The following is a 21,966-nucleotide window of genomic DNA, read 5'->3' as shown; positions in this document are numbered from 1 at the left end:
GCTGTACGGAATCAACAATCCGTAGAGTGAAGTTATCCGGGCTCCTTCGCGCAGGTCAACACCCGTCCGTCCCATGGTCCCTCCCCCGCGACACACACGAGGCCCCCGCGACCGGTGCCGGTCGCGGGGGCCTCGTGGTGTCGGTGCCCGGGATCAGCCCTTGCGGGTCTTGATCTCCTCGGTGAGCTGCGGGACGACGTCGAAGAGGTCGCCGACCACGCCGTAGTCGACCAGGTCGAAGATCGGGGCCTCGGCGTCCTTGTTGACGGCCACGATCGTCTTCGAGGTCTGCATGCCGGCCCGGTGCTGGATGGCGCCGGAGATGCCGTTGGCGATGTAGAGCTGCGGCGAGACGGACTTGCCGGTCTGGCCGACCTGGTTGGTGTGCGGGTACCAGCCGGCGTCGACGGCGGCGCGCGAGGCGCCGACGGCCGCGCCGAGGGAGTCGGCGAGGGCCTCGATGATCGAGAAGTTCTCGGCACCGTTGACGCCACGGCCGCCGGAGACCACGATCGCGGCCTCGGTCAGCTCCGGGCGGCCCGTCGACTCACGGGCGGTGCGGCCGGTGACCTTCGTGCCGGTGGCCTTGTCGGAGAAGGTCACGGACAGCGCCTCGACGCCGCCGGCGGCCGGGGCGGCCTCCACGGCGGCCGAGTTCGGCTTGACCGTGATGACCGGGGTGCCCTTGACGACACGGGACTTGGTGGTGAACGACGCGGCGAACACCGACTGGGTGGCCACCGGACCCTCGTCGCCGGCCTCCAGGTCGATGGCGTCGGTGATGATGCCGGAGCCGATGCGCAGCGCCAGCCGCGCGGCGACCTCCTTGCCCTCGGCGGAGGAGGGGACCAGCACGGCGGCCGGGGAGACGGCCTCGACGGCGGCCTGCAGCGCGTCGACCTTCGGGACGACCAGGTACTCGGCGTACTCCGACGCCTCGTGGGTGAGGACCTTGACCGCGCCGTGCTCGGCGAGGACGGCGGCGGTGTCGGCGGCGCCGTTGCCCAGCGCGACGGCGACCGGCTCGCCGACTCGGCGGGCCAGGGTCAGCAGCTCCAGGGTGGGCTTGCGGACGGCACCGTCCACGTGGTCGACGTAGACGAGAACTTCAGCCATGGGAATGCTCTCCTGCGGAATGCGAAGTCTGGCGGGCGGTGAGGGGGTTGAGCCGCGAAGGGCCGCAGACCCTTAGATGAACTTCTGGCTCGCGAGGAACTCGGCGAGCTGCTTGCCGCCCTCGCCCTCGTCCTTGACGATCGTGCCGGCGGTGCGGGCCGGGCGCTCGGCGACGGTCTCGACCTTGGTGAAGGCGCCCTCGAGTCCGACCTCCTCGGCCTCGATGTCCAGGTCGGACAGGTCCCAAGACTCCACCGGCTTCTTCTTGGCCGCCATGATGCCCTTGAAGGACGGGTAACGCGCCTCGCCCGACTGGTCGGTGACCGACACGAGGGCCGGCAGGGAGGCCTCCAGCTGCTCGGAGGCGGCGTCGCCGTCCCGGCGGCCCTTGACCGTGCCGTCCTCGACCGAGACCTCGGACAGCAGGGTGACCTGCGGGACGCCCAGGCGCTCGGCGACCAGCGCCGGTACGACGCCCATGGTGCCGTCGGTGGAGGCCATGCCGGAGACGACCAGGTCGAAGCCGGCCTTCTCGATGGCCTTGGCCAGGACCAGGGAGGTGCCGATGGCGTCGGTGCCGTGCAGGTCGTCGTCCTCGACGTGGATCGCCTTGTCCGCACCCATGGACAGCGCCTTGCGCAGCGCGTCCTTGGCGTCCTCCGGGCCCACGGTCAGGACGGTGACCTCGGCGTCGTCCGCGTTCTCCGCGATCTGGAGGGCCTGTTCGACCGCGTACTCGTCCAGTTCGGAGAGCAGCCCGTCCACGTCGTCGCGGTCGACGGTCAGGTCATCGGCGAAGTGCCGGTCGCCAGTGGCGTCGGGCACGTACTTCACAGTGACAACGATCCTCAAGCTCACGCCGGCTCTCCTACTGCAATCGTCATTTCCGGGCTGCCTCTTGCAGGCAGCATAGGCGCCACAAGCGGCCGATCCCGGTCGGGGCGTCCGCGCGCTCCGACCGAAATATTACTCGTCAGTACACCCAGTTCGTTCCCGCTAAGCAAGCGCTTTGAACTGTGACCTTCGCAACGCAGCGTAACCGGAACTCGACGACTCCGCAGGCCGGGAGCCGCGTGATCAGTCACGCAGTCCGTTGAAGCCGCCCTGGTGGTACAGCAGGGGCCGGCCGGGACCGGTGGGATCCCCCTGGACGACCTCGGCGAGCACGATGCGGTGGTCGCCGGCCGGGACCCGCCCGGCGATCCGGCACACCAGCCAGACCGGGACGTCGTCGAGCAGGGGGACGCCCTCGGGGCCCTCGCGCCAGGCGGTGGGCGCCCCGAAGCGGTCGGCGCCGCTGCGGGCGAAGGTGGCGGCCAGCCCGCTCTGGTGCTCGCCGAGTATGTGGACGCCCACGTGGTCCGTCTCCGCGATGGCGGGCCAGCTGGACGCGCCGGTGCCGATGCCGAAGGAGAGCATCGGCGGCTCGGCGGAGACGGAGGTGAGGGAGGTCGCGGTGAAGCCGACCGGGCCCGAGGCGCCACGGGCGGTGATCACCGCCACACCGGCGGCATGGCGCCGGAAGGCGGAGCGCAGCAGGTCGGGAGAGGCGAGCTGGGGAGTGCCGAGTTCGGGTGTGGCCCTCATGGAATTGTCCTTCTGCGGGGAGTGACGAGCGGATTCGTGGCTGCTCAACAGCCCGGACAGCGCGCGCTCGCGGTGCGGGCGAGGTCGACGTGGACCCGTCCGAAGAGAAGGAGTTCCATAGGCACAGGGTCAGGCTGACGATACGTGGTGAGCGCAGTCAAGTACGTTCCGGGATCTGGGAGATGCCTCACCGCGGCCCGCACCGCCCTTCGAGCGGCCGTCAAACCGCCTCCCCCAGCGCCGCGATGACATCGGCCCGGCGCGGCTGTCCGGCGGCGCGGCGCACCACCCGGCCGTCCGCGTCCAGCACCAGCACGGTGGGCGTCTTGAGGATCTCCAGGTCGCGTACGAGGTCCAGACGGGCCTCGGCGTCGATCTCGACGTGGGTGACGCCCGGGACCATCCTCGCCACCTCGCCGAGCACCCGCCGGGTGGCCCGGCAGGGCGCGCAGAAGGCGCTGGAGAACTGCACGAGCGTGGCCCGCTCGCCGAGTTCACCGCCCAGTTCGGCCGCACCCAGGCGCCTGTCGTCGTCCCGTCCGCGCACCGCACCCTCCCGCTCCGCCGCCCGTTCGGCCGGTCCTCCTCCGGACAAGCGCCCGTCGGCCCCCGAAGATTCCCGCCCTTGCCGCCGCTGGGCCGACGTGACGAGGATCTCGCCGCGCCGGGGCACCAGGGCTGGCTCCCCGCCCGTTATTCGGGCACGATCTGCGAGACGCCGTAAACCTACGGCTGCGTAACTTTCCCGCCGGGAGCCCTCCCTTTCCCAGGCAGAGCAGAAAGGGTCCACCCCGCCCATGGCAGAGCTGGTCTACCGTCCCGTCGTAGGTTTCGCCAGGACGCTGTTCAAGGTCTGGGACCTCAAGATCGACTGCAAGGGGTCGGAGAACATCCCACGCTCGGGCGGCGCGGTGCTGGTGAGCAATCACATCAGCTACCTGGACTTCATCTTCAACGGCCTGGCGGCCCTTCCGCAGAAGCGTCTGGTGCGCTTCATGGCGAAGGAGGCGGTCTTCCGGCACAAGGTGTCCGGGCCGCTGATGCGCGGGATGAAGCACATCCCGGTGGACCGCGAGCAGGGTGAGACGGCCTACGCGCACGCGCTGGACTCGCTGCGCTCCGGTGAGGTCATCGGGGTGTTCCCGGAGGCCACGATCTCGGAGTCCTTCACCCTGAAGAGCTTCAAGTCGGGTGCGGCCCGGCTGGCCCAGGAGGCGGGCGTCCCGCTGATCCCCATGGCGGTCTGGGGCACCCAGCGGCTGTGGACCAAGGGACACCCGCGCAACTTCAGGCGCAGTCACACCCCGATCGCCATCCGGGTCGGCGAGGCGGTGGAGGCCCCGCGCGAGCAGTACGCGGGTGCCATCACACGCCGCCTGCGCGAGCGCGTCCAGGAGCTGCTGGAGGCGGCCCAGCGCACCTACCCGGCCGGCCCCAGGGGCGCGGAGGACTCCTGGTGGCTGCCCGCCCACCTGGGCGGCACGGCGCCGACGCCGGAGGCACTGCGCGCGGCGCAGGCACACTGACACCGCGCGGGCCGGCGGGCCCGGCTGGTGCTGTGGCCGGAAAGGTTTGCCGAAAAGCTCGCGGCGTCCGGTGCTGGGGGCACCTCCCACGCCGTTCAGGCAGTGGGGGAACACATCGCAAGGCGGAGCGTCGCCCGCGTACTGGACGTACTCGGGTGATGCGACAACGCGGCGTGGGGGTACCCCCGGCCGAAGGCTGGGGGAGCGCCGTGCCGGGCGTCGCGAGCCGGTGAACCTTTCCGGTCGTAGCGGCTAGAGCGCGGCCGGCAGCGTCCGCCACAGGTGCGAGCGGTCAGGCGCGGCCTTCAGGACGGCGAGCACGTCCGGATGGGGCGCCGCGTACAGGGTGGGGTAGTCCGCCTCGTCCGACTCGGGGTCGGGCAGCCAGGCCAGTCGTTCGCCGTCGAGGGAGAATCCGGCGGCCACGCCCGGCTTGTTGCCGCGTGGGTCCTGCCGGTGCCAGGCGCCGTGGAAGCGTACGGCGACCAGACCGTGGACGACGTGACCGCTGCCGTCGTCGTGCCGCAGGCGCTGGTAGCACAGCGCCGTCGGGATGTCCTCGGCACGCAGGAGCGCGGCCAGGGCGTGCGCCTTGGCGTGGCAGATGCCGGTGCGCTGTCCGAGGACGTCCGAGGCGCGCCAGGTGACCCGGGGGTCTTCGGCGTCCGCCGAGTGCGGGATGACGTCGCGCACGAACTCGTAGGCGGCCCTCGCATAGGCATACGAGTCCGCCGCCTCCTTGGCGAGGTGGGCGGCGGTCTCCCGCACGAGCGGGTGGTCGTGGTCGATGACCTCGTCGGCGGTCAAGTAGCGGGACAGGTCGGGGGTGTCCTGGATCAGCTCGGTCGGCTCCATGCCCAAAGAGCATAGGAATGCGATCACCCAAGAGTCAATGACTTTTCAGGTAACCGCATACCTATGCATGTCCGTGGGGAGAGTGACTATCGCGCCATCTCCTCCTTGAGGGCCGCCACGAAGGTGTCCACGTCCTCCTCCGCCGTGTCGAAGGAGCACATCCAGCGCACCACCCCGGCGGCCTCGTCCCAGAAGTAGAACCGGAACCGCTGCTGCAGCCGCTCGGCGACGTCGTGCGGAAGCCTGGCGAAGACCCCGTTGGCCTGCACCGGGTGGAGGATCTCCACGCCGTGCACGGCCCGCACGCCCTCGGCCAGCCGCTGGGCCATGTCGTTGGCGTGCCGGGCGTTGCGCAGCCACAGGTCCTTGGCGAGCAGCGCCTCCAACTGCACGGAGACGAAACGCATCTTGGAGGCGAGCTGCATGGACAGCTTGCGCAGGTGCTTCATATGGCTGACGGCGTCGGGGTCGAGGACCACGACCGCCTCGCCGAACAGGGCGCCGTTCTTCGTGCCGCCCAGGGAGAGGATGTCCACGCCGACCGCGTTGGTGAACGTCCGCATGGGCACGTCCAGGGAGGCGGCCGCGTTGGCTATCCGGGAGCCGTCCAGGTGCACCTTCATGCCGCGTGCGTGGGCGTGCTCGCAGATCGCGCGGATCTCTCCGGGCGTGTAGAGGGTGCCCAGCTCGGTGCTCTGGGTGATCGAGACGACCTGGGGCATCGCCCGGTGCTCGTCCTCCCAGCCGTACGCCTGCCGGTCGATCAGCTCGGGTGTGAGCTTGCCGTCCGGCGTGGGTACGGTGAGCAGCTTCAGCCCGCCCATGCGCTCGGGCGCCCCGCCCTCGTCCACGTGGATGTGGGCGCTCTCGGCGCAGATCACCGCGCCCCAGCGGTCGGTGACCGCCTGGAGCGCGACGACGTTGGCGCCGGTGCCGTTGAAGACGGGGAAGGCCTGCGCGCTCGCGCCGAAGTGGCTGCGGATGATCCGCTGGAGGTTCTCGGTGTAGTCGTCCTCGCCGTAGGCCACCTGGTGGCCGCCGTTGGCCAGCGCCAGTGCGGCCAGCACCTCCGGGTGGGCTCCCGCGTAGTTGTCACTGGCGAAACCGCGGATCTGCGGGTCGTGGTGGCGACGGGCGTCGGTCCTGGCAGGGTTCACGGCTTCTCGGTCAGCCACAGACGGTTTCCGTTCACTTCGGCGGCGGGCCGGCTCCAGACGTCCTCGATGGCCTCGGCGAGGTCCTTGACGTCCGTGAAGCCCGCGAACTTCGCGTTGGGGCGGTCGGCGCGCATCGCGTCGTGCACCAACGCCTTCACCACCAGGATCGTAGCCGCGGAGGTCAGCTCCTCGGCGCCGGCCGCCTTGCGGAAGTAGTCGGCCATGGCCAGCGTCCAGGCCTCGGCGGCGGCCTTGGCCGCGGAGTAGGCGGCGTTGCCGGCGGTCGGCTTCGAGGCACCGGCCGCGCTGATCAGGACGTACCGGCCGCGCTCGCTGCGCCGCAGCGCCTCGTGGAAGGCGAGGGAGGTGTGCTGCACCGTCTTGACCAGCAGCAGCTCCAGGAAGTCCCAGTCGTCGAGAACGGTCTTGGTGAAGGTCTCGCTGCCGCGCCAGCCGCCCACCAGGTGCACCAGGCCGTCGACGCGCCCGAAGTCCTTCTCGATGTGGGCGGCCCAGTCCCGGGTGGACTGCAGGTCGAGCAGGTCCACCGTGTCGCCGATGACGCTGGCGCCCCCGGAGGCGTAGCGGGCCGCGTCCACGGCCTCCGACAGCCGCTGCGGGTCGTTGTCCGCGCCGATGACGGTCGCCCCGGCCTCGGCCAGGCGCATCAGGGCCGCGCGTCCCGCCGGTCCGCCCGCGCCGGCCACCGCGATCACCGCACCGCTGAGAGCCCCGTTCCGCATGTTCCTCGCCTCCTGAGCAGTGTTCCGGTCGCGGTCGCTCACGCGGCGATCCGCTCGGCGTCGTCCGCCGTGATGCCCTTGGTGGAGGCGATCACGTTCTTCAGCTTCTTGGACAGCGCCTCATAGAACATGCTCAGCGGAAACTCGTCCGGAAGCACGTCGTCGACGAGCTTGCGCGGCGGCTGGGTCAGGTCCAGGGCGTCCGGGCCCTTGGCCCACTTGGAGCCGGGGTGCGGGGCGACGTAGGTGGAGACCAGCTCGTAGCCGGCGAACCAGTGCACCAGCTTGGGGCGGTCGATGCCGTCCTTGTACAGCTGCTCGATCTCGGCGCACAGCTGGTTGGTGACCTGCGGGGCGCGCTCCCAGTCGATGGCGAGCTTGTTGTCGGTCCAGCGGACGACGTCGTGCTTGTGCAGGTAGGCGAAGAGCAGCTGGCCGCCGAGGCCGTCGTAGTTGCGCACCCGCTCGCCGGTGACCGGGAAGCGGAACATGCGGTCGAAGAGCACCGCGTACTGCACGTCACGGGCCTGCGGGACGCCGTCCGCCTCCAGCTTGACGGCCTCCTTGAAGGCGGTGAGGTCGCAGCGCAGCTCCTCCAGGCCGTACATCCAGAACGGCTGGCGCTGCTTGATCATGAACGGGTCGAACGGCAGGTCGCCGTGGCTGTGGGTGCGGTCGTGGACCATGTCCCACAGGACGAAGGCCTCCTCGCAGCGCTTCTGGTCGTGGACCATCGCGGCGATGTCCTCGGGCAGCCGCAGGCCCAGGATGTCCACGGCCGCGTCGGTCACCCGGCGGAAGCGGGCGGCCTCGCGGTCGCAGAAGATACCGCCCCAGGAGAATCGTTCCGGCGCCTCGCGCACGGCGATCGTCTCGGGGAAGAGGACGGCGGAGTTGGTGTCGTAACCGGCCGTGAAGTCCTCGAACGTGATGCCGCAGAACAGCGGGTTGTCGTAGCGGCTGCGCTCCAGCTCGGCCAGCCAGTCGGGCCAGACCATCCGCAGCACGACCGCCTCCAGGTTGCGGTCCGGGTTGCCGTTCTGCGTGTACATCGGGAAGACGACCAGGTGCTGCAGGCCGTCCGCGCGGTGTGCGGCGGGCTGGAAGGCCAGCAGCGAGTCGAGGAAGTCCGGCACCCGGAAGCCGTCGTCGGCCCAGCCGCGCAGGTCCTTGACGAGGGCCTCGTGGTAGGCGGCGTCATGCGGCAGCAGCGGGGACAGCTCGGCCACGGCGTCGATCACCCGGCGTACGGCGAGGTCGGCCTCGGCCGGGTCCGGAGCGCCCTCGGCGTCGAAGTCGATGGACCCGTCCTTGGACTGCCATGGCCGGATCCGTTCCACGGCATCCTTGAGCACGGGCCACGCCGGGTGCTCGACCACCCTGGTCGCGGGAGGAATCTGACCCTCCACACCCACCTGCACAAGAATTTCCGTCATGACCCATCCTCCACGGGAGAAGCTCGCGTAAGGACACCGTATGCATACAACCTTTCTCCCAGCAAGGGGAGGCTCGGGAAATTATCCTGTGCACCCGCATGGTCACCGACGTTTTTCCTGTCGTAAACCGTGATGGCGCTCACTTTCGCTTCGATGAGGGTACGGCGGCCCCGGCGCCGGACCGGCTCCGGCGACCGCTCGGTTCCGGCCTGATCCGAGTGGTCAATCCCTGGGGGACTCGCCCACCCCAGGGTGACCGTGGGTCGGGTACCGGCCAGGCGCCGTCCGCCCTGTCGGCCCAATCCCCCGCGCAGGTGCGGGTTCATCGCAGGTCCCGGCCATTAGGCTGCGACTCTGCCGCGTGGACAGTGACGTCCGTCCGGTTCCGCGCGGGCGCCGAGCCGCCGTCGACGGAAGCGAGTTGAACCTTGAACTTCCTTACCATCGGTCACCGCGGGGTCATGGGTGTCGAGCCCGAGAACACCCTCCGTTCCTTCGTCGCCGCCCAGCAGGCCGGCCTCGACCTGATCGAACTCGATCTGCACCTGAGCAAGGACGGCGCGCTGGTCGTCATGCACGACACGGAGGTGGACCGCACGACCGACGGCAGCGGCCCGGTCGCCGAGAAGACCCTCGCCGAGCTGCGTGCCCTGGACGCGGGTCTGGGAGAGCGCGTGCCGCTCTTCGAAGAGGTCCTGGACGCGGTGACGGCCCCGCTGCAGGCCGAGATCAAGGATGTGGCGGCGGCCCGGGCGCTCGCCGAGGTGCTGCACCGGCGGGACCTCGTCTCACGGGTGGAGGTGTCCTCCTTCCACGACGAGGCGGTCGCCGAGATCGCCCGGCTGGTGCCGGGTGTGCGGACGGCGCTGATCGCCGACCGCTACGGCACCGAGGTGGTGGAACGCGCCGTCGAGGTCGGCGCCGCGACCGTGTGCCTCGACATCCGCCGGCTGACCCTGGAGGTGGTCGAGCACGCCCGCGAGGCGGACCTCCGGGTCATCGGCTGGGTGGTCAACACGCAGGACCACCTGCGGCTGGTGCGGGCCCTCGGGCTGGACGGCGCCACCACCGACTACCCGGAGATCAAGCGCACCGGCCGCTTCACGGCCTGACCGTCACACCAGCGGCTTGACCAGCAGCTCGAACTGGAGGTCGGCGCGCTGCGGGACGCCGAAGCGCTCGTCGCCGTACGGGAAGGGCGTCATGCGGCCCGTACGGCGGTAGCCGCGGCGCTCGTACCAGGCGATGAGGTCCTCGCGCACGGAGATCACCGTCATGTGCATCTCGGTGACGCCCCAGGTCTCGCGGGCCTCGTGCTCCGCCCGCGCGATGATCACCTTGCCCAGGCCGCCGCCCTGAAGGGCCGGGCTGACCGCGAACATGCCGAAGTAGGCGTGGTCACCGCGGTGCTCCAGCTGGCAGCAGGCGATCACCGCGCCGTCCCGCTCGACGGTCAGCAGCCGGCTGCCGGCCGACTTGATCACCGCGAGCACGCCCTCGGGATCGGTCCGCTGCCCCTGGAGGATGTCCGCCTCGGTGGTCCACCCGGCCCGGCTGTCGTCGCCCCGGTAGGCCGACTCGATCAGCGCGACCAGCGCGTCCACGTCGGCGTCGGTGGCGTCACGGAAGGTCAGTCCGGTGGCGGTGGTGTCCATGGGGCGGTCTCCGGTCGGGGCTCGGGTGAAGAGGGGTTGAGCGTAACCCTGCCACTAAGCTCCGGGTGCATGGTGCACGTACTCAGCAGCCGGACACTCCTCCACCCCCGCGACCCCGAGCGCTCCCGTGTGTTCTACGGGGAGCAGCTGGGCCTCTCCGTCTACCGCGAGTTCGGTGAGGGCCCGGAGCGCGGGACCGTCTACTTCCTCGGCGGCGGCTTCCTGGAGGTCTCGGGCCGTTCGCAGACGCCGCCCTCGCCCGCCGTGCGGCTGTGGCTGCAGGTGGAGGACGTGGCCGCCGTCCAGGAGGAGCTGCTGGCCAGGGGTGTCGAGATCGCGCGTCCGCCGGTGAAGGAGCCGTGGGGCCTGGTGGAGATGTGGATCAACGATCCGGACGGGACGCGGATCGTGCTGGTGGAGGTCCCGGGGGACCATCCGCTGCGGTCCCGGCCCGGGATCTAGACGTCGGGGCGGTGTGGGGCGCGGGACGGGGGCTGGGGCTCATGTCCGCAGTGCGCCCATCCTGCCCTCCAGGCGGCCGAGCAGGTCGGCCAGGAGTGCGGCCAGTTCGTCCTGGCCTTCGGGGGCCAGGACGGACAGGACAGCCGTCTCGTAGGCGAGTTGCTCGGGCAGGATGCCGTCGACCAGGTCACGGCCGGTGTCGGTGAGGCGGACGTGGGCGACCCGACGGTCCCGGGTGTCGCCGCGGCGCTCGACCAGGCCGCGCTCGGTGAGCTGCTTGAGCCGCTTGGTGACGGCGGCGCCCGAGGAGAACGTCTCCCTGGTCAGTTCGCTCGGGGTCAGCTCGTGGCCGGTGCGGCGCAGCGCGCCGAGCAGGTCGAACTCGGGGCGGCTGAGGCCGGCGCGGCGCAACGGGGCGTCCTCGGCCTGCTGGAGGAGGGCGGCGCAGCGGTTGATGCGGCCGATGACCTCCATGGGCCCGGTGTCCAGCTCGGGGTGGACGGCCCGCCACTGCCGCACGACCGCGGCGACGGTGTCGCCCCCCGCCGCGTCGCCGGCCGCCGGTCGTCCGTTCGTCGCCGTCATGGCCGTACGTCCTCCGTAGTCCTCGGCTCCACCTCGGGCGGAAGCTCCTGGCGTCGTACCGTCGCCGCGAGCGTACGGTGTCCGGACCGCTCGGTGAGCACGACCCGCTCCTCGGGCAGCGCGCGTTGCCACCACTCGCCGGATGCGGCGTCGGCCGTGGCGCGCAGTTCTACCAGGGCGGCGGCCAGCGAGCGGCGGGCCGCTTCGAGGGCGCGGGGCTCGGGATGCCGCTCGGCGAGCAGGCGAGCGGCGCGTTCGCGAGCCTGTTCGGCCGCGGTCAGGGCGTGTTCGAGGTGGTCGCCGGCCCGCCGGTTGGTGACGGCCACGGCCGCGAGGAAGCCGGCCAGCGCTCCGACAAGGGTGTCCGCGACCCGCTCGGTGATCAGCCGGCCCGGGTCCTGTGTGCGGGCGAACTCCGTGACGAGCAGGGCCATCGGGGTCACGCAGACGCTGCCCAGCCAGTAGTTGCGGCCCATCAGAGCCTCGGCCCCGAAGTTGAAGGCCAGGCAGAGCAGCACCAGCAGCGCCGGATGCAGGTGGGCGAGCGGGACGACGGCGGCGAACACCAGGACGCCGAGCAGGTTCCCCACGACGCGCTGGACGCCCCGGCTCCAGGTGAGGGTGACGTTGGCCTGGAAGAGGGAGGCCGCGGTGACCACGGCCCAGTAGGGCCGGCCGACGCCGAGCGCGAGGGAGACGTACCCGGCGAGGGCACACCCGGTCGCGGTACGGACGGCGAGCGGCACGAGGGGGCCGGTCCGGTACGGCAGGGAGGCACGCGGGGCGGCGGATCCGCCCCCGAGGACCTCCACGCCGGCGACCTCGCCGGCCGCCGCACGCGGGGCGCGTCCCGTGCCGCGCACGGTGTGGGCCCAGGTGCGGAGTCGTTCCGGGGGTGTGGCGGCGGGGAGAACGAGGGTGGTTTCGGCGTGGGTGAGGAGATGGGCGAGGGCGTGACGGGTGGGGTCGGGCCGTTGGCCGGTGGCGTGCAGGGCCTGCCGGGCCGCGTGCACGGCCGCTGCGGCCGTCGCACGCGTTCGGATGTCGTGCGTGGTGGCGTACGCGGCGGCGGCGTTCAGCGCCTGGGCGGTGGCGCGGCGCTCGGGGCCGTGCGGGCGCACCAGCGCGGGCGCCATGCCGATCAGCCAGGCCCAGGCGCCCGCCGCCAGCGCCAGTGCGACATGGCCGGGGACCTGACCGAGGTCCTGCGGCACGAACAGGGAGGCGGAGCTGACGAAGGTGAGGACCACGTTCCCGGGCGGCCCCACCCGTGAGGCGTCGCACACGGTCTTCTGCACGGCGGCCAGCAGGGCGCCCACGGCGACCAGCACCGCGGCGTCACCGGTGAGGGACGCGCTGACCAGGGCGACAGCGAGTCCGCCGACCATGCCGGCCACCACCCGGCCCAGGACGCGGGCCCGGGTGGCGTAGGGCCGGTGGTGGCCGTAGAGCGCGCACAGGGATCCGGCCATCGTGTACATGGCGAGATCGAGGCGGCCGAGGGCCGGCAGGGTCAGAAGGGGCGGGGCTACGGCGGCGACCGCGCTCAGCGCCGGCTTGAACCAGATGTCGGAGGGCCGGCCGAGGCGCAGCACCCCGGCGAGGGGGAGGCGCAAGGGGGTCGCACTGCTCATGCGACTAATTTAGCATGTGTTTTACAAGTAAAACACTTCCGAATGCTCCTCGCGTGCCCCCCTGCGCTCGCGTGCGCGCCGCGTGTCCCGGGCATCGCATCCCTCGACGGGACGTCGAAAGGGTGCGGGGTGCGGGGAGGCGCGTGTGCACGGACCGGCTTCGCCCGGCTGGCTGCTGGTCGCGCTGTGCGCGGCGACCGGGGCCTACTGCCTGTTGCGGATGCGCAGCAACGTCGAGGAGCAGCGGCGCGCCGCCGGCGGCGAGGCGCTCATGGGTTTCGGCATGGCCGCGATGGCCGTGCCGGCCACGGTGTTCACCCCGCCGCCGTGGACCTGGCCGCTGTACGCGGCCGTGTTCGGCGCCGCCGCGCTGCGCGCCCTGTGGGCCGCCCGGACCAGCCGGGGAGGCCGGGGCGGCCGGGGAGGCCTGCACCACCTGCACCATCTGGTGGGGACGGCGGCCATGGCCTACATGGCGGTCGTGATGGCCGCCTCCCCCGCCCACCAGCACACGCACCACGGTGCCGGAGTGCCCCCGCTGACCGCGGTGTTGCTCCTCTACTTCACCGGCTACGTACTGCTGTCCGGTGCCCGGCTGGTGCCCTCCGCCGTGGCGGGCGGGACGGGGGTCGTGCGGTGGGGGGACCGGCCCGAGCTGGCGCGGGCGTGCCGGCTGTCGATGGGGATCGGGATGGTGGCCATGCTGCTGACACTCTGACGGGCCCGTTCCCGCGCGCTGCGCAGCCGTTGCCTGCGTCACTTTGGCTCGATGGACCGTACCCGTGAGCGGTCCGGCGCTCATAGGGTGCTGACCATGACGGTCCCCGTGGCACTGCTGCTGCTCGGCACCCTGACCGCCGTGGTCGCCCCGAGGCTGCTCGCCCGGGCCGACTGGGCGGACCAGGAGCCGGTGGTCGCCCTGTGGGTGTGGCAGTGCGTCGTGGCGGCCGTGCTGCTGTGCTGCGCACTGGCGATGACGCTCAGCGCGGCGGCGGCCTGGCAGGCGGTGCGGGGGCATGTGTTCGGTACCGCTCCCCGTGGGATCGCCGACGCCTACGGCCTCGGTGCGCGGAGCCCCTGGGCGGCGGCGACCGCGGTGACGCTCGCCTGCGCCGGTCTGTGGAGCCTGGCGATGCTGGTGCGCGAGGTCGTACGGGCCAGGGCGCGACGGCGCCGGGGACGGGCCGAACTCCTGGTGCGAGCGCCGCTGTTGCCGGGCGAGGAGCCCGCGGGCGGACGACTGGTCATCCTGGAGGGCGAGCGGCCCGACGCCTGGTGGCTGCCCGGGACGGCACCGCGGTTGGTGGTCACCACCGCCGCGTTGCGCCGGCTGAAGGGGCGTCAGCTGGACGCCCTGCTCGCCCATGAGCAGGGGCACGCACAGGCCCGGCACGACTGGCTGCTGCACTGCTCGGCCGCGCTGGCGGGCGGGTTCCCGCAGGTGCCGGTGTTCGCCGGGTTCCGTGACGAGATGCACCGGCTGGTCGAACTGGCCGCCGACGACATGGCCTCCCGCCGCTTCGGCCGCCTCACGACGGCCCTCGCCCTGGTCGAACTGAACGAGGACCGGGGGGTGTTCGGTCCCTCCCCGACCCCGCAGGCGCACGTCCCGCAGCGCGTGCACCGGCTGCTCACTCCCCCGGACCGCCTCACCGCGATGCACCGCTTCCGGCTCACGGCGGCCGCCGCGCTGGTGCCGGTGATCCCGGTACTCGTGGCACTCGTCCCGGCACTGCGCACCCTGGGCTGACCGCGCCGGGCCGCCCGGCGGCGCGACCGCCGGGCCCGGCCCGTGTCCCGGGCGGCCGCCGCGGTGGTCAGGCCAGCGCGCCGTACACGAGCGCGGGTAGAGTCCGGCGCATGACCGCTGTGCTCTTCGACTTCTCCGGAACGCTCTTCCGCGTCGAGTCCACCGAGTCCTGGCTGCGTGCCGTACTGGCGGAGGCCGGACTCGTCCTGCCCGAGCCGGAACTGGCCGAGGCGGCACAGGCCTTGGACACGGCGGGCGCGCTGGCCGGCGGGGCGCCCCCGGCCGGGTTGCCGGAGGATCTCGCCGGGGTGTGGGCGGTGCGGGACGAGAGCGCGGAACTGCACCGGGCCGCGTACACCGGCCTGTCCCGGCGGGTTCCGCTGCCCGACCCCGCCCTGCACGACGCGCTGTACGACCGTCACATGTCACCGGCCGCGTGGTCGCCGTACCCCGACGCCGGGCATGTGCTGCGCACGCTGGGCGAGCGCGGGATCCGGGTCGGCGTGGTCAGCAACATCGGCTGGGACCTGCGGCCGGTCTTCCGCGAGCACGGCCTCGACGCCTATGTGGACGCGTACGTCCTGTCGTACGAGCACGGCGTCCAGAAGCCGGACCCACGGCTGTTCGCGACCGCCTGCGACGCGCTCGGCGTCGATCCGAAGAAGACGCTGATGGTCGGGGACAGCCGGCCGGCCGACGGCGGCGCCGCCGCGCTGGGCTGCCGGGTGCACTTCGTGGACCATCTGCCGGTGGCCGAACGGCCCGACGCGCTGCTGCCCGTGCTGGACCTGGTGAGCTGAGGTCCGGCGCCCGCGCGCCGTCCGTCTGAGACGATCCCCCGTGTCGCCCCAGACGGACGGCAGCCCTGAGCGGGGCCCACGCAGGGCGGAGCCGCCGCGCTGAGTACAGTTGGCCGGCAGCCAGTCAACGCAGGAGTTACAGGATGTCCCCGCGCAGCGCCTCGGTCAATGAAGAGTTGCGACGGCGTTCCCGGGAGCGGCTTTTGCAGGCCGCGGTCGAACTCGTGGGCGAGCACGGCTTCGAGGCGACCACGCTGGGCGACATCGCGGACCGCGCGGGCTCGGCACGCGGGCTGGTCTCGTACTACTTCCCCGGCAAACGCCAGTTGGTGCAGTCCGCCGTGCACCGGCTGATGCACCGCACGCTGGAGGAGGCGCTGGAGCGCGAACCGCGTACCGAGGACGGTCCGGAGCGGCTGGCCCGGGCCATCGACGCGATCCTGGGACTGGCGCGCGACCGGCCGGTACTGATGCGACAGCACATGGCCGGACTGCTGCACGACGAGGGCCTGGTGCAGTGCCCGGAGCAGCGACGGCTGGGCGAACTGCTCGGTGAGACGGTCGCCCGGTACGGCTCCGGGGACCTCGCGGCCGGCTATCCGATGCTGCGCGCCCTGTTGATGGGGGCGGTGTACGCGGCGCTGGTCCCGGGCGTGGCGATGCCCGTCCCGGTGCTGCGGGCCGAGCTGTTCGAGCGGTACGGGCTCGACTGGGAGCTGGGCGTCCCGCCGGAGAGCGACGCGGGCGCGGGGGTGTGCGAGCGGGATCTGTCGCGGTTCTTCGCGACGGAGGAACGGGGCGAGTAGCGGGTCCGGCCGGCGGCGGAGTCATCGACCTGCGCCGCCGCAGGCGTTCTTCCCCGTAGCGGACGTGCGCGGCCGGATCAGGGCCGCTCGGCGGCCAGCAGCGCCGGGAACGCCTCGTGCAGGGCCTCGCGCCAGTCACGGATCGGCTCGACGCCGACGGCCGGCCAGCGGTCGTGGCCGAGGACACCGTAGGCCGGCCGGGGAGCCGGGCGGACGTAGGCGGCGCTGCTGGTCGGCCGTACCCGCTCGGGGTCCGCGCCGAGGAGCCGGAAGATCTCCCGGGTGAGGGCGAACCAGGTGGTCTCGCCGCCGCTGGTGCCGTGGTAGATCCCGGCCGGGGCGGCCCCGGCCAGCGCCAGGCGCCCGAGGCGGACCAGCCGGTCGGCGAGGTCGACGGTCCACGTGGGCTGGCCCCGCTGGTCGTCGACCACGTCGAGGGTGTCCTTGACGCCCTCCAGCTTGATCATCGTACGGACGAAATTGCCGCCGCCCGCACCGTAGAGCCACGCCGTGCGCACCACATGGCCCGCGTCGGGGAGCGCGCTCAGCACCGCCTGTTCGCCGGCCAACTTGGTGCGGCCGTAGGCACTGCGTGGCGCCGCCGGATCGTCCTCCGCGTACGGAGAGGAGCCGTCGCCCGCGAAGACGTAGTCCGTGGAGACCTGGAGCAGCCTGGCGCCGGTCCTGGCGCAGGCCGCCGCCAGGTTCCGGGGACCGTCGCCGTTGATCCTCAGGGCGTCGGCCTCCTGGGTCTCCGCGTCGTCCACGGCCGTCCAGGCGGCGCAGTTGACCACCACGTCGGGCCGGTGCTCGGCGACCGCGCCGTGCACCGCCTCCGGGTCCGTGATGTCGAGGGCGCCCCGGGTCAGCCCCACCGTCCGCTCCCCGTCGGCCGCGAGGCGCGCCAGCAGGTCCTTGCCGAGCATTCCGCCCGCACCGGTGATCAGCCAGGTGGATGTCACAGCGCCGCGCGCTCCTTCAGGGGCTCCCACCAGTCGCGGTTGTCCCGGTACCAGGCGACGGTCTCGGCGAGGCCGGTGACGAAGTCCTTGCGGGGTTCGTAGCCCAGCTCCGTACGGATCTTCGTGCAGTCGACGGAGTAGCGGCGGTCGTGGCCCTTGCGGTCCTGGACGTACTCGACGCTGTCCCAGCCGGCGCCGCAGGCCTCCAGCAGGAGGTCGGTCAGCTCCTTGTTGGTCAGTTCCGTGCCGCCGCCGATGTTGTAGACCTCGCCGGGCCGGCCCTTGGTGCGCACCAGGTCGACGCCCTGGACGTGGTCGTCGATGTGCAGCCAGTCGCGGACGTTGCCGCCGTCGCCGTACAGGGGGACCTTCCTGCCGTCCAGCAGGTTCGTGATGAACAGCGGGATGACCTTCTCGGGGAAGTGGTGGTGCCCGTAGTTGTTGGAGCAGCGGGTCACCCGCACGTCGAGGCCGTGCGTGCGGTGGTACGACAGGGCGATCAGGTCGCTGGACGCCTTGGCCGAGGAATAGGGCGAGTTGGGCTGCAGCGGGTGGGTCTCCGGCCAGGAGCCCTCGTCGATCGAGCCGTAGACCTCGTCGGTGGAGATGTGCACGAAGGTCTTGATGCCGGCCCGGTGGGCGGCGTCGACCAGGGTGTGCGTGCCCACCACGTTCGTGCGGACGAACTCGGCGCCGCCGTCGATGGACCGGTCCACGTGCGACTCGGCGGCGAAGTGCACCACCTCGTCGTGCTGGGCCATCAGCTTCGCGACCAGCTCGGGGTCGCAGATGTCGCCCTGGACGAACGCGAAGCCCGGATGGTCGCGCACCTCGTCGAGGTTGGCCGGATTTCCCGCGTAGGTGAGCTTGTCCAGCACGGTGACCGCCACGTCGCCCGGGCCCTCGGGGCCGAGCACGGTACGCACGTAGTGGGAGCCGATGAAGCCGGCGCCGCCGGTCACCAGGATTTTGGTGGTCATGAAGAGATCTGCACCTTGCTGTGGTCGCCGAGGACGAGTCGGTGGGCTGCGGGGTTGCGGGGTGCGGGAGTGACCTCGACGTTGCGGCCGATGAGTGAGGCCTCGACCCGCCGCACGCCGGTGATGGAGGACTCGCGCAGGACGATGGAGTACTCGACCTCGCTGTCGACGATCCGGCAGTCGCCGGAGACCGAGGTGAACGGCCCGATGTAGGAGTCGCTGATCACCGTGCCCGGGCCGATGACGGCGGGGCCGACGATGCGCGATCCGCGGACCTCGGCACCGGCGTCGATCCGCACCCGGCCGATGATCTCGCTGGACTCGTCGACCGACCCCTCGACGCAGGGTTCGAGCGTCTCCAGGACGGAACGGTTCACCTCCAGCATGTCTGCGACGTTCCCGGTGTCCTTCCAGTAACCGGAGATGGTCGTCGAGCGGACGTCCTTGCGCTCGTCGATCAGCCACTGGATGGCGTGGGTGATCTCCAGCTCGCCGCGCCAGGAGGGCTCGATGCAGCGGACGGCCTCGTGGATGGCGGGCGTGAAGAGATACACACCCACCAGCGCGAGGTCGCTCTTGGGCTGCTTCGGCTTCTCCTCCAGGCCCTTGACGCGGCCGTTCTCGTCGAGTTCGGCGACACCGAACGACGTCGGGTTGGGGACCCGGGTCAACAGGATCTGCGCGTCGGGGCGTTCGGTACGGAACTCGTCGACGAGGCCGGTGATGCCGCCGACGACGAAGTTGTCGCCGAGGTACATCACGAAGTCGTCGTCACCGAGGAACTCGCGTGCGACGAGCACCGCGTGGGCCAGACCGAGCGGCTTGTCCTGCGGAATGTACGTGACCTCGATCCCGAGCTTCGAGCCGTCACCCACGGCCTCCCGGATCTCCTCGGCGGTGTCACCCACGATGATCCCCACCTCGGTGATGCCGGCGTCGGCGATGGCCTCCAGCCCGTAGAACAGCACGGGCTTGTTGGCGACGGGCACCAACTGCTTGGCCGAGGTGTGGGTTATCGGACGCAAGCGGGTGCCCGAGCCACCGGAGAGAACGAGGGCCTTCATGCGGCGCATCCTAACGGGGGTTCTCGTCAAGCCCCGGCGCATGTGTTCGATCATAGTTCACCAAACCGTTGCGGGGTTTTTGTGATCCGTTTGCGCCCGGGGGTGTCATGTGACGTGCGCGCGACGTGACCGTGACCGGCTAGCCTTACCCGAACGTGTGAGCGGCGCGCGCGCCGGGTCATGAGGCGGTGACCCGAGGTAACCGAGGCGGAAGAAGACACATGCCCATCAAGGTGAGCGTGGTGGTCCCGGTCTACAACCCGGGCGAGTGCACCGAGGACCGGCTCGCCGCCGAACACCCGCACATGCGTGACATCCACCAGGAGCCGTCCGGGTGGTCGGGCAAGCCGCGCAATGCCGCCATCGCCGCCGCCCTGAGCGAGTTCATCCAGTTCGAGACCCGCCTCGGTTCCGTGCGCGGCGGACAGGCGCGGCGCGGGCGCGGCGCCGCCCTGATCGGCTCCCCGCCGCACCTGGTTCTCCCGTACTGGACCGGCCCGCACGGCAACCTCTCGCTCGACGTCGACCAGCAGACCAAGCGGATCTCGCACGAGTTCGCCGGCCTGTCCCCCGCCGACGTCGCCGTCACGGCGGACCCCGGCCGCCTCACCGTTGCCCTGCCGCTGCACGTGCCGGGCGAGACCGAGGTCACCCTGACACCGACGGACGCCGCGGGCAACAGCGCCGTCCGCGTTCCGGCCACGCAGACCGCCCGCGCGGCCGGCCCGGCCCGCCCGGTCGCCGCCCGTCCGACGAAGCAGCCGAACCGAGCGAGCGAGGAAACGACATATGCGACCACTGGCCATTGAGGGCGCTTGGGTGCTGGAGCCCAAGGTCTTCCCCGACGAGCGTGGCAGCTTCCACGAGTGGTTCCGGGGCGCCGACTTCCGCGCGGCGACCGGCCAGGACCTCACCCTCGCCCAGGCCAACTGCTCGGTCTCCAGGCGCGGAACCCTGCGGGGCATCCACTTCGCCGACGTCCCGCCGGGCCAGGCCAAGTACATCAAGTGCGTGCGCGGCGCGGTCGTCGACGTGACCGTCGACATCCGCGCCGGCTCACCGACGTACAAGCAGTGGGAGGCGGTCCGGCTCGACGACCAGACCCATCACGCCGTCTACCTGTCGGAGGGCCTCGGCCATGCCTTCTTCGCCCTGACGGACGACGCGACCGTGGTCTACCTCTGCTCCGAGGGGTACGCCCCCGAGCGCGAGCACGGCATCCATCCGCTCGACCCCGGACTCGGCATCGAGTGGCCGGCCGGCATCGAACCGCTGCTGTCCCCGAAGGACGAGCAGGCGCCGACGCTCGCCGAGGCCGAGGCCGAGGGTCTGCTCCCGGCCTACGAGGACTGTGTCGCCTACCGCAGGGCACCGCGCCGCGACTGACAGTCACTCAGAAGACTCGGGCCCTTTCGCGGACGCACGAAAGAGCCCGCATCTTCGATCTCCAAGTGATCGTCAGGGAACGCGGGAGCATCCAGAACCCTCCTTCTGGGTGAAAGAAACCGAACGGGCAAGGAAAACCGGGTTGAGTGGCATGGGTTTGACCAGCGAGACGACCGTGTACGTGTTGGCGGCCGTCGCCGCCGGCTGCGTGGCGCTGCTGGTCTGGGTGTGGCCGCGGCTGGCCAGTGCGGGGCTGTGGCAGGTGCTGGGGCGGCTGGCGGCCATCGGGGTGACCCAGGTGACGATCCTCGCCGCGTTCGCCTGCGCGCTGAACTCGTCGTACCAGTTCTTCGGGTCGTGGGGCGAGCTGTTCGGCAACGTCGACACCGCCCCCGTCGACCTGACGCAGGCGGTCGGCGACGGCGGCCCTGGCCCGATCGACGGCGTCTCCGCGAAGGGGGCGCTCATACAGCCGGCCGGCAACGAGCAGCTGAGCCGGGTCAGCGGACTGCCCACCGGTCCCGCCGCCGTGAACGGGCGGGTGGAGTCGGTGAGGGTCATCGGCCGCCGCACGGGCGTGGTCGACCCGGCGTTCGTCTACCTGCCCCCGCAGTACTTCCAGAAGGCCTACCAGTTGCAGCGTTTCCCGGTGATCGTCGCGCTCAGCGGCTACCCGGGCAGCATCTTCAACCTCGCGCAGCACCTGCGGGTGTCGCAGATCGCCGGGCAATTGCAGAAGAGCGGCCGGATGCAGCCGACGATCGTGGTGATGATCCGGCCGACGGTCGCCCCGCCGCGCGACACCGAGTGCGTGGACGTCCCGGGCGGCCCGCAGACCGAGACCTTCCTGGCCCAGGACCTCCCCGACGCCCTGAGGTCCGCCTACCGGGTGGGCCACGACGCCAACGCCTGGGGCGTCATGGGCTACTCCTCCGGGGGCAGTTGCTCCCTGCAGCTGGCGATGCGCGACCCGCACGTGTACACCACCGCCGCCGCGCTGTCGCCCGACTACAAGGTCAAGGACGACCCCACCACCGGCAACCTGTTCGGGAACGGCCCGGACCGCGTCAAGCGGGTCAACGAGCACGATCTGATGTGGCGGCTCCAGCACCTGCCGGTGCCCCCGGTGTCCGTCCTGGTCGCCGAGAGCAAGCACGGCGAGCGCGGCTACGCGCAGACGGTGGCCTTCATCAAGGCCGTCAAGGCACCCATGCGGGTCGCGTCGATCCTGCCGGAGCAGGGCAGCCACAACTTCCCGACCTGGGTACGGGAGATGCCCGCCGCCCTGACGTGGATGAACCAGCAGCTCACCTTCCCCCAGGACTTGGCGATCCGCCACCACCCGAAGCAGAAGGCACCGGCCGCCACCGGCCGGCCCGCCCCGGGCCACACCAGTAACGTGCGAGCCGGAGGCCCGGAGCCCACGCCCACCGAGGCGAAGCGCAGGTGACGGGCGGCCCCT

Annotated in this window: 22 protein-coding genes and 2 pseudogenes; 10 read left to right on the top strand and 14 right to left on the bottom strand. The window is 71.6% G+C overall.

The window, feature by feature from the left end; all coding sequences use genetic code 11:
• Positions 1–153 precede the first annotated feature (153 nt).
• From ACFYMM_RS18565 to ACFYMM_RS18550, 4 genes and pseudogenes are all read right to left on the bottom strand, one after another.
• Positions 154–1,116 carry an electron transfer flavoprotein subunit alpha/FixB family protein gene (locus ACFYMM_RS18565; protein ID WP_388387675.1) on the bottom strand — a complete coding sequence of 321 codons (963 nt, stop codon included), beginning with the start codon at positions 1,114–1,116 and terminating at the stop codon, positions 154–156.
• A 72-nt stretch (positions 1,117–1,188) separates the two neighbouring features.
• The gene (locus ACFYMM_RS18560) at positions 1,189–1,974 is read right to left on the bottom strand and encodes an electron transfer flavoprotein subunit beta/FixA family protein (RefSeq protein WP_388387673.1); all 786 of its coding nucleotides are present in this window, start codon (positions 1,972–1,974) and stop codon (positions 1,189–1,191) included.
• Between the two features lie 219 nt (positions 1,975–2,193).
• A complete protein-coding gene (locus ACFYMM_RS18555; RefSeq protein WP_388387671.1) occupies positions 2,194–2,703 on the bottom strand; it encodes a flavin reductase family protein in 510 nt (169 codons plus the stop codon).
• Positions 2,704–2,923: 220 nt separating this feature from the next.
• Positions 2,924–3,270, bottom strand: a pseudogene (locus ACFYMM_RS18550) (TlpA family protein disulfide reductase); the annotation flags it as partial.
• Between the two features lie 230 nt (positions 3,271–3,500).
• Here ACFYMM_RS18550 and ACFYMM_RS18545 point away from each other — a divergent pair.
• Positions 3,501–4,229, top strand: a complete 729-nt coding sequence (locus tag ACFYMM_RS18545) for a lysophospholipid acyltransferase family protein (protein WP_388387669.1) — start codon at positions 3,501–3,503, stop codon at positions 4,227–4,229.
• Between the two features lie 252 nt (positions 4,230–4,481).
• On the opposite strand, the gene ACFYMM_RS18540 is transcribed toward ACFYMM_RS18545, so the two are convergent.
• The 4 genes from ACFYMM_RS18540 to ACFYMM_RS18525 all read right to left on the bottom strand — a co-directional run bounded on the left by ACFYMM_RS18540 (position 4,482) and on the right by ACFYMM_RS18525 (position 8,420).
• A complete protein-coding gene (locus ACFYMM_RS18540; RefSeq protein ID WP_388387667.1) occupies positions 4,482–5,084 on the bottom strand; it encodes a transglutaminase domain-containing protein in 603 nt (200 codons plus the stop codon).
• 86 nt (positions 5,085–5,170) lie between these two features.
• Positions 5,171–6,241, bottom strand: a complete 1,071-nt coding sequence (locus ACFYMM_RS18535; protein WP_388387664.1) for a threonine aldolase family protein — start codon at positions 6,239–6,241, stop codon at positions 5,171–5,173.
• Positions 6,238–6,984 carry an SDR family NAD(P)-dependent oxidoreductase gene (locus ACFYMM_RS18530; RefSeq protein ID WP_388387662.1) on the bottom strand — a complete coding sequence of 249 codons (747 nt, stop codon included), beginning with the start codon at positions 6,982–6,984 and terminating at the stop codon, positions 6,238–6,240. Before ACFYMM_RS18530 ends, ACFYMM_RS18535 begins: the two co-directional genes overlap by 4 nt.
• A 38-nt stretch (positions 6,985–7,022) precedes the next feature.
• Entirely contained in the window at positions 7,023–8,420 is a 1,398-nt protein-coding gene (locus ACFYMM_RS18525) for a DUF6421 family protein (RefSeq protein WP_388387660.1), read from the bottom strand.
• A gap of 428 nt (positions 8,421–8,848) precedes the next feature.
• Between ACFYMM_RS18525 and ACFYMM_RS18520 the strand changes: the two genes are divergently transcribed.
• Positions 8,849–9,532 carry a glycerophosphodiester phosphodiesterase gene (locus tag ACFYMM_RS18520; RefSeq protein WP_388387657.1) on the top strand — a complete coding sequence of 228 codons (684 nt, stop codon included), beginning with the start codon at positions 8,849–8,851 and terminating at the stop codon, positions 9,530–9,532.
• A 3-nt stretch (positions 9,533–9,535) separates the two neighbouring features.
• Here the strand turns inward: ACFYMM_RS18520 and ACFYMM_RS18515 are convergent, their stop codons facing one another.
• The gene (locus tag ACFYMM_RS18515; RefSeq protein WP_388387656.1) at positions 9,536–10,075 is read right to left on the bottom strand and encodes a GNAT family N-acetyltransferase; all 540 of its coding nucleotides are present in this window, start codon (positions 10,073–10,075) and stop codon (positions 9,536–9,538) included.
• Between the two features lie 69 nt (positions 10,076–10,144).
• Here ACFYMM_RS18515 and ACFYMM_RS18510 point away from each other — a divergent pair, with 69 nt between their 5' ends.
• Complete coding sequence (locus ACFYMM_RS18510; RefSeq protein WP_388387654.1) at positions 10,145–10,537, top strand: VOC family protein; 393 nt, start codon at positions 10,145–10,147, stop codon at positions 10,535–10,537.
• Positions 10,538–10,576: 39 nt separating this feature from the next.
• Here ACFYMM_RS18510 and ACFYMM_RS18505 read toward each other — a convergent pair whose 3' ends face one another.
• Positions 10,577–11,122 (bottom strand): MarR family winged helix-turn-helix transcriptional regulator, encoded by a 546-nt coding sequence (locus ACFYMM_RS18505; protein ID WP_388387652.1) that lies wholly within the window; start codon positions 11,120–11,122, stop codon positions 10,577–10,579.
• Complete coding sequence (locus ACFYMM_RS18500; RefSeq protein WP_388387650.1) at positions 11,119–12,756, bottom strand: FUSC family protein; 1,638 nt, start codon at positions 12,754–12,756, stop codon at positions 11,119–11,121. Before ACFYMM_RS18500 ends, ACFYMM_RS18505 begins: the two co-directional genes overlap by 4 nt.
• A gap of 145 nt (positions 12,757–12,901) precedes the next feature.
• Between ACFYMM_RS18500 and ACFYMM_RS18495 the strand changes: the two genes are divergently transcribed.
• The 4 genes from ACFYMM_RS18495 (at position 12,902) to ACFYMM_RS18480 (ending at position 16,112) form a co-directional block, all read left to right on the top strand.
• Positions 12,902–13,474 carry a DUF5134 domain-containing protein gene (locus tag ACFYMM_RS18495; protein WP_388387648.1) on the top strand — a complete coding sequence of 191 codons (573 nt, stop codon included), beginning with the start codon at positions 12,902–12,904 and terminating at the stop codon, positions 13,472–13,474.
• A gap of 96 nt (positions 13,475–13,570) precedes the next feature.
• Positions 13,571–14,506 carry a M56 family metallopeptidase gene (locus ACFYMM_RS18490; RefSeq protein ID WP_388387646.1) on the top strand — a complete coding sequence of 312 codons (936 nt, stop codon included), beginning with the start codon at positions 13,571–13,573 and terminating at the stop codon, positions 14,504–14,506.
• A 110-nt stretch (positions 14,507–14,616) separates the two neighbouring features.
• Positions 14,617–15,306, top strand: a complete 690-nt coding sequence (locus ACFYMM_RS18485; protein WP_388387644.1) for an HAD family hydrolase — start codon at positions 14,617–14,619, stop codon at positions 15,304–15,306.
• Between the two features lie 143 nt (positions 15,307–15,449).
• Positions 15,450–16,112 (top strand): TetR/AcrR family transcriptional regulator, encoded by a 663-nt coding sequence (locus tag ACFYMM_RS18480; protein ID WP_388387641.1) that lies wholly within the window; start codon positions 15,450–15,452, stop codon positions 16,110–16,112.
• 77 nt (positions 16,113–16,189) lie between these two features.
• Here the strand turns inward: ACFYMM_RS18480 and rfbD are convergent, their stop codons facing one another.
• The 3 genes from rfbD to ACFYMM_RS18465 are packed head-to-tail and all read right to left on the bottom strand — an operon-like array spanning position 16,190 to position 19,118.
• Positions 16,190–17,038: a dTDP-4-dehydrorhamnose reductase gene (gene rfbD / locus ACFYMM_RS18475; RefSeq protein WP_388387888.1), complete on the bottom strand. Its 849-nt coding sequence runs from the start codon at positions 17,036–17,038 to the stop codon at positions 16,190–16,192.
• 32 nt (positions 17,039–17,070) lie between these two features.
• Positions 17,071–18,054, bottom strand: a complete 984-nt coding sequence (gene rfbB, locus ACFYMM_RS18470) for a dTDP-glucose 4,6-dehydratase (RefSeq protein WP_388387638.1) — start codon at positions 18,052–18,054, stop codon at positions 17,071–17,073.
• Entirely contained in the window at positions 18,051–19,118 is a 1,068-nt protein-coding gene (locus ACFYMM_RS18465; protein WP_388387636.1) for a glucose-1-phosphate thymidylyltransferase, read from the bottom strand. Before ACFYMM_RS18465 ends, rfbB begins: the two co-directional genes overlap by 4 nt.
• 221 nt (positions 19,119–19,339) lie before the next feature.
• Between ACFYMM_RS18465 and ACFYMM_RS18460 the strand changes: the two are divergent.
• The 3 genes and pseudogenes from ACFYMM_RS18460 to ACFYMM_RS18450 all read left to right on the top strand — a co-directional run.
• Positions 19,340–19,513: pseudogene (locus ACFYMM_RS18460) on the top strand (glycosyltransferase family 2 protein); the annotation flags it as partial.
• A 394-nt stretch (positions 19,514–19,907) separates the two neighbouring features.
• Positions 19,908–20,504 (top strand): dTDP-4-dehydrorhamnose 3,5-epimerase, encoded by a 597-nt coding sequence (rfbC, locus tag ACFYMM_RS18455; protein WP_388387634.1) that lies wholly within the window; start codon positions 19,908–19,910, stop codon positions 20,502–20,504.
• Positions 20,505–20,655: 151 nt separating this feature from the next.
• Positions 20,656–21,954 carry an alpha/beta hydrolase gene (locus ACFYMM_RS18450; protein ID WP_388387632.1) on the top strand — a complete coding sequence of 433 codons (1,299 nt, stop codon included), beginning with the start codon at positions 20,656–20,658 and terminating at the stop codon, positions 21,952–21,954.
• Positions 21,955–21,966: the final 12 nt, after the last annotated feature.

This window comes from Streptomyces sp. NPDC006739, assembly GCF_042869815.1.
Classification (GTDB): domain Bacteria; phylum Actinomycetota; class Actinomycetes; order Streptomycetales; family Streptomycetaceae; genus Streptomyces.
Note: the sequence above shows the minus strand (reverse complement) of the source record. Positions and strands in the feature narration are given on the sequence as shown.

Coding starts and splice junctions, on each gene's coding strand:
- ACFYMM_RS18565 (WP_388387675.1), bottom strand. CDS start 1,116: ATGGCTGAAGTTCTCGTCTACGTCGACCACGTGGACGGTGCCGTCCGC.
- ACFYMM_RS18555 (WP_388387671.1), bottom strand. CDS start 2,703: ATGAGGGCCACACCCGAACTCGGCACTCCCCAGCTCGCCTCTCCCGAC.
- ACFYMM_RS18545 (WP_388387669.1), top strand. CDS start 3,501: ATGGCAGAGCTGGTCTACCGTCCCGTCGTAGGTTTCGCCAGGACGCTG.
- ACFYMM_RS18540 (WP_388387667.1), bottom strand. CDS start 5,084: ATGGAGCCGACCGAGCTGATCCAGGACACCCCCGACCTGTCCCGCTAC.
- ACFYMM_RS18530 (WP_388387662.1), bottom strand. CDS start 6,984: ATGCGGAACGGGGCTCTCAGCGGTGCGGTGATCGCGGTGGCCGGCGCG.
- ACFYMM_RS18525 (WP_388387660.1), bottom strand. CDS start 8,420: ATGACGGAAATTCTTGTGCAGGTGGGTGTGGAGGGTCAGATTCCTCCC.
- ACFYMM_RS18515 (WP_388387656.1), bottom strand. CDS start 10,075: ATGGACACCACCGCCACCGGACTGACCTTCCGTGACGCCACCGACGCC.
- ACFYMM_RS18510 (WP_388387654.1), top strand. CDS start 10,145: ATGGTGCACGTACTCAGCAGCCGGACACTCCTCCACCCCCGCGACCCC.
- ACFYMM_RS18505 (WP_388387652.1), bottom strand. CDS start 11,122: ATGACGGCGACGAACGGACGACCGGCGGCCGGCGACGCGGCGGGGGGC.
- ACFYMM_RS18500 (WP_388387650.1), bottom strand. CDS start 12,756: ATGAGCAGTGCGACCCCCTTGCGCCTCCCCCTCGCCGGGGTGCTGCGC.
- ACFYMM_RS18490 (WP_388387646.1), top strand. CDS start 13,571: ATGACGGTCCCCGTGGCACTGCTGCTGCTCGGCACCCTGACCGCCGTG.
- ACFYMM_RS18485 (WP_388387644.1), top strand. CDS start 14,617: ATGACCGCTGTGCTCTTCGACTTCTCCGGAACGCTCTTCCGCGTCGAG.
- ACFYMM_RS18480 (WP_388387641.1), top strand. CDS start 15,450: ATGTCCCCGCGCAGCGCCTCGGTCAATGAAGAGTTGCGACGGCGTTCC.
- rfbD (WP_388387888.1), bottom strand. CDS start 17,038: ATGCTCGGCAAGGACCTGCTGGCGCGCCTCGCGGCCGACGGGGAGCGG.
- rfbB (WP_388387638.1), bottom strand. CDS start 18,054: ATGACCACCAAAATCCTGGTGACCGGCGGCGCCGGCTTCATCGGCTCC.
- ACFYMM_RS18465 (WP_388387636.1), bottom strand. CDS start 19,118: ATGAAGGCCCTCGTTCTCTCCGGTGGCTCGGGCACCCGCTTGCGTCCG.
- rfbC (WP_388387634.1), top strand. CDS start 19,908: ATGCGACCACTGGCCATTGAGGGCGCTTGGGTGCTGGAGCCCAAGGTC.
- ACFYMM_RS18450 (WP_388387632.1), top strand. CDS start 20,656: ATGGGTTTGACCAGCGAGACGACCGTGTACGTGTTGGCGGCCGTCGCC.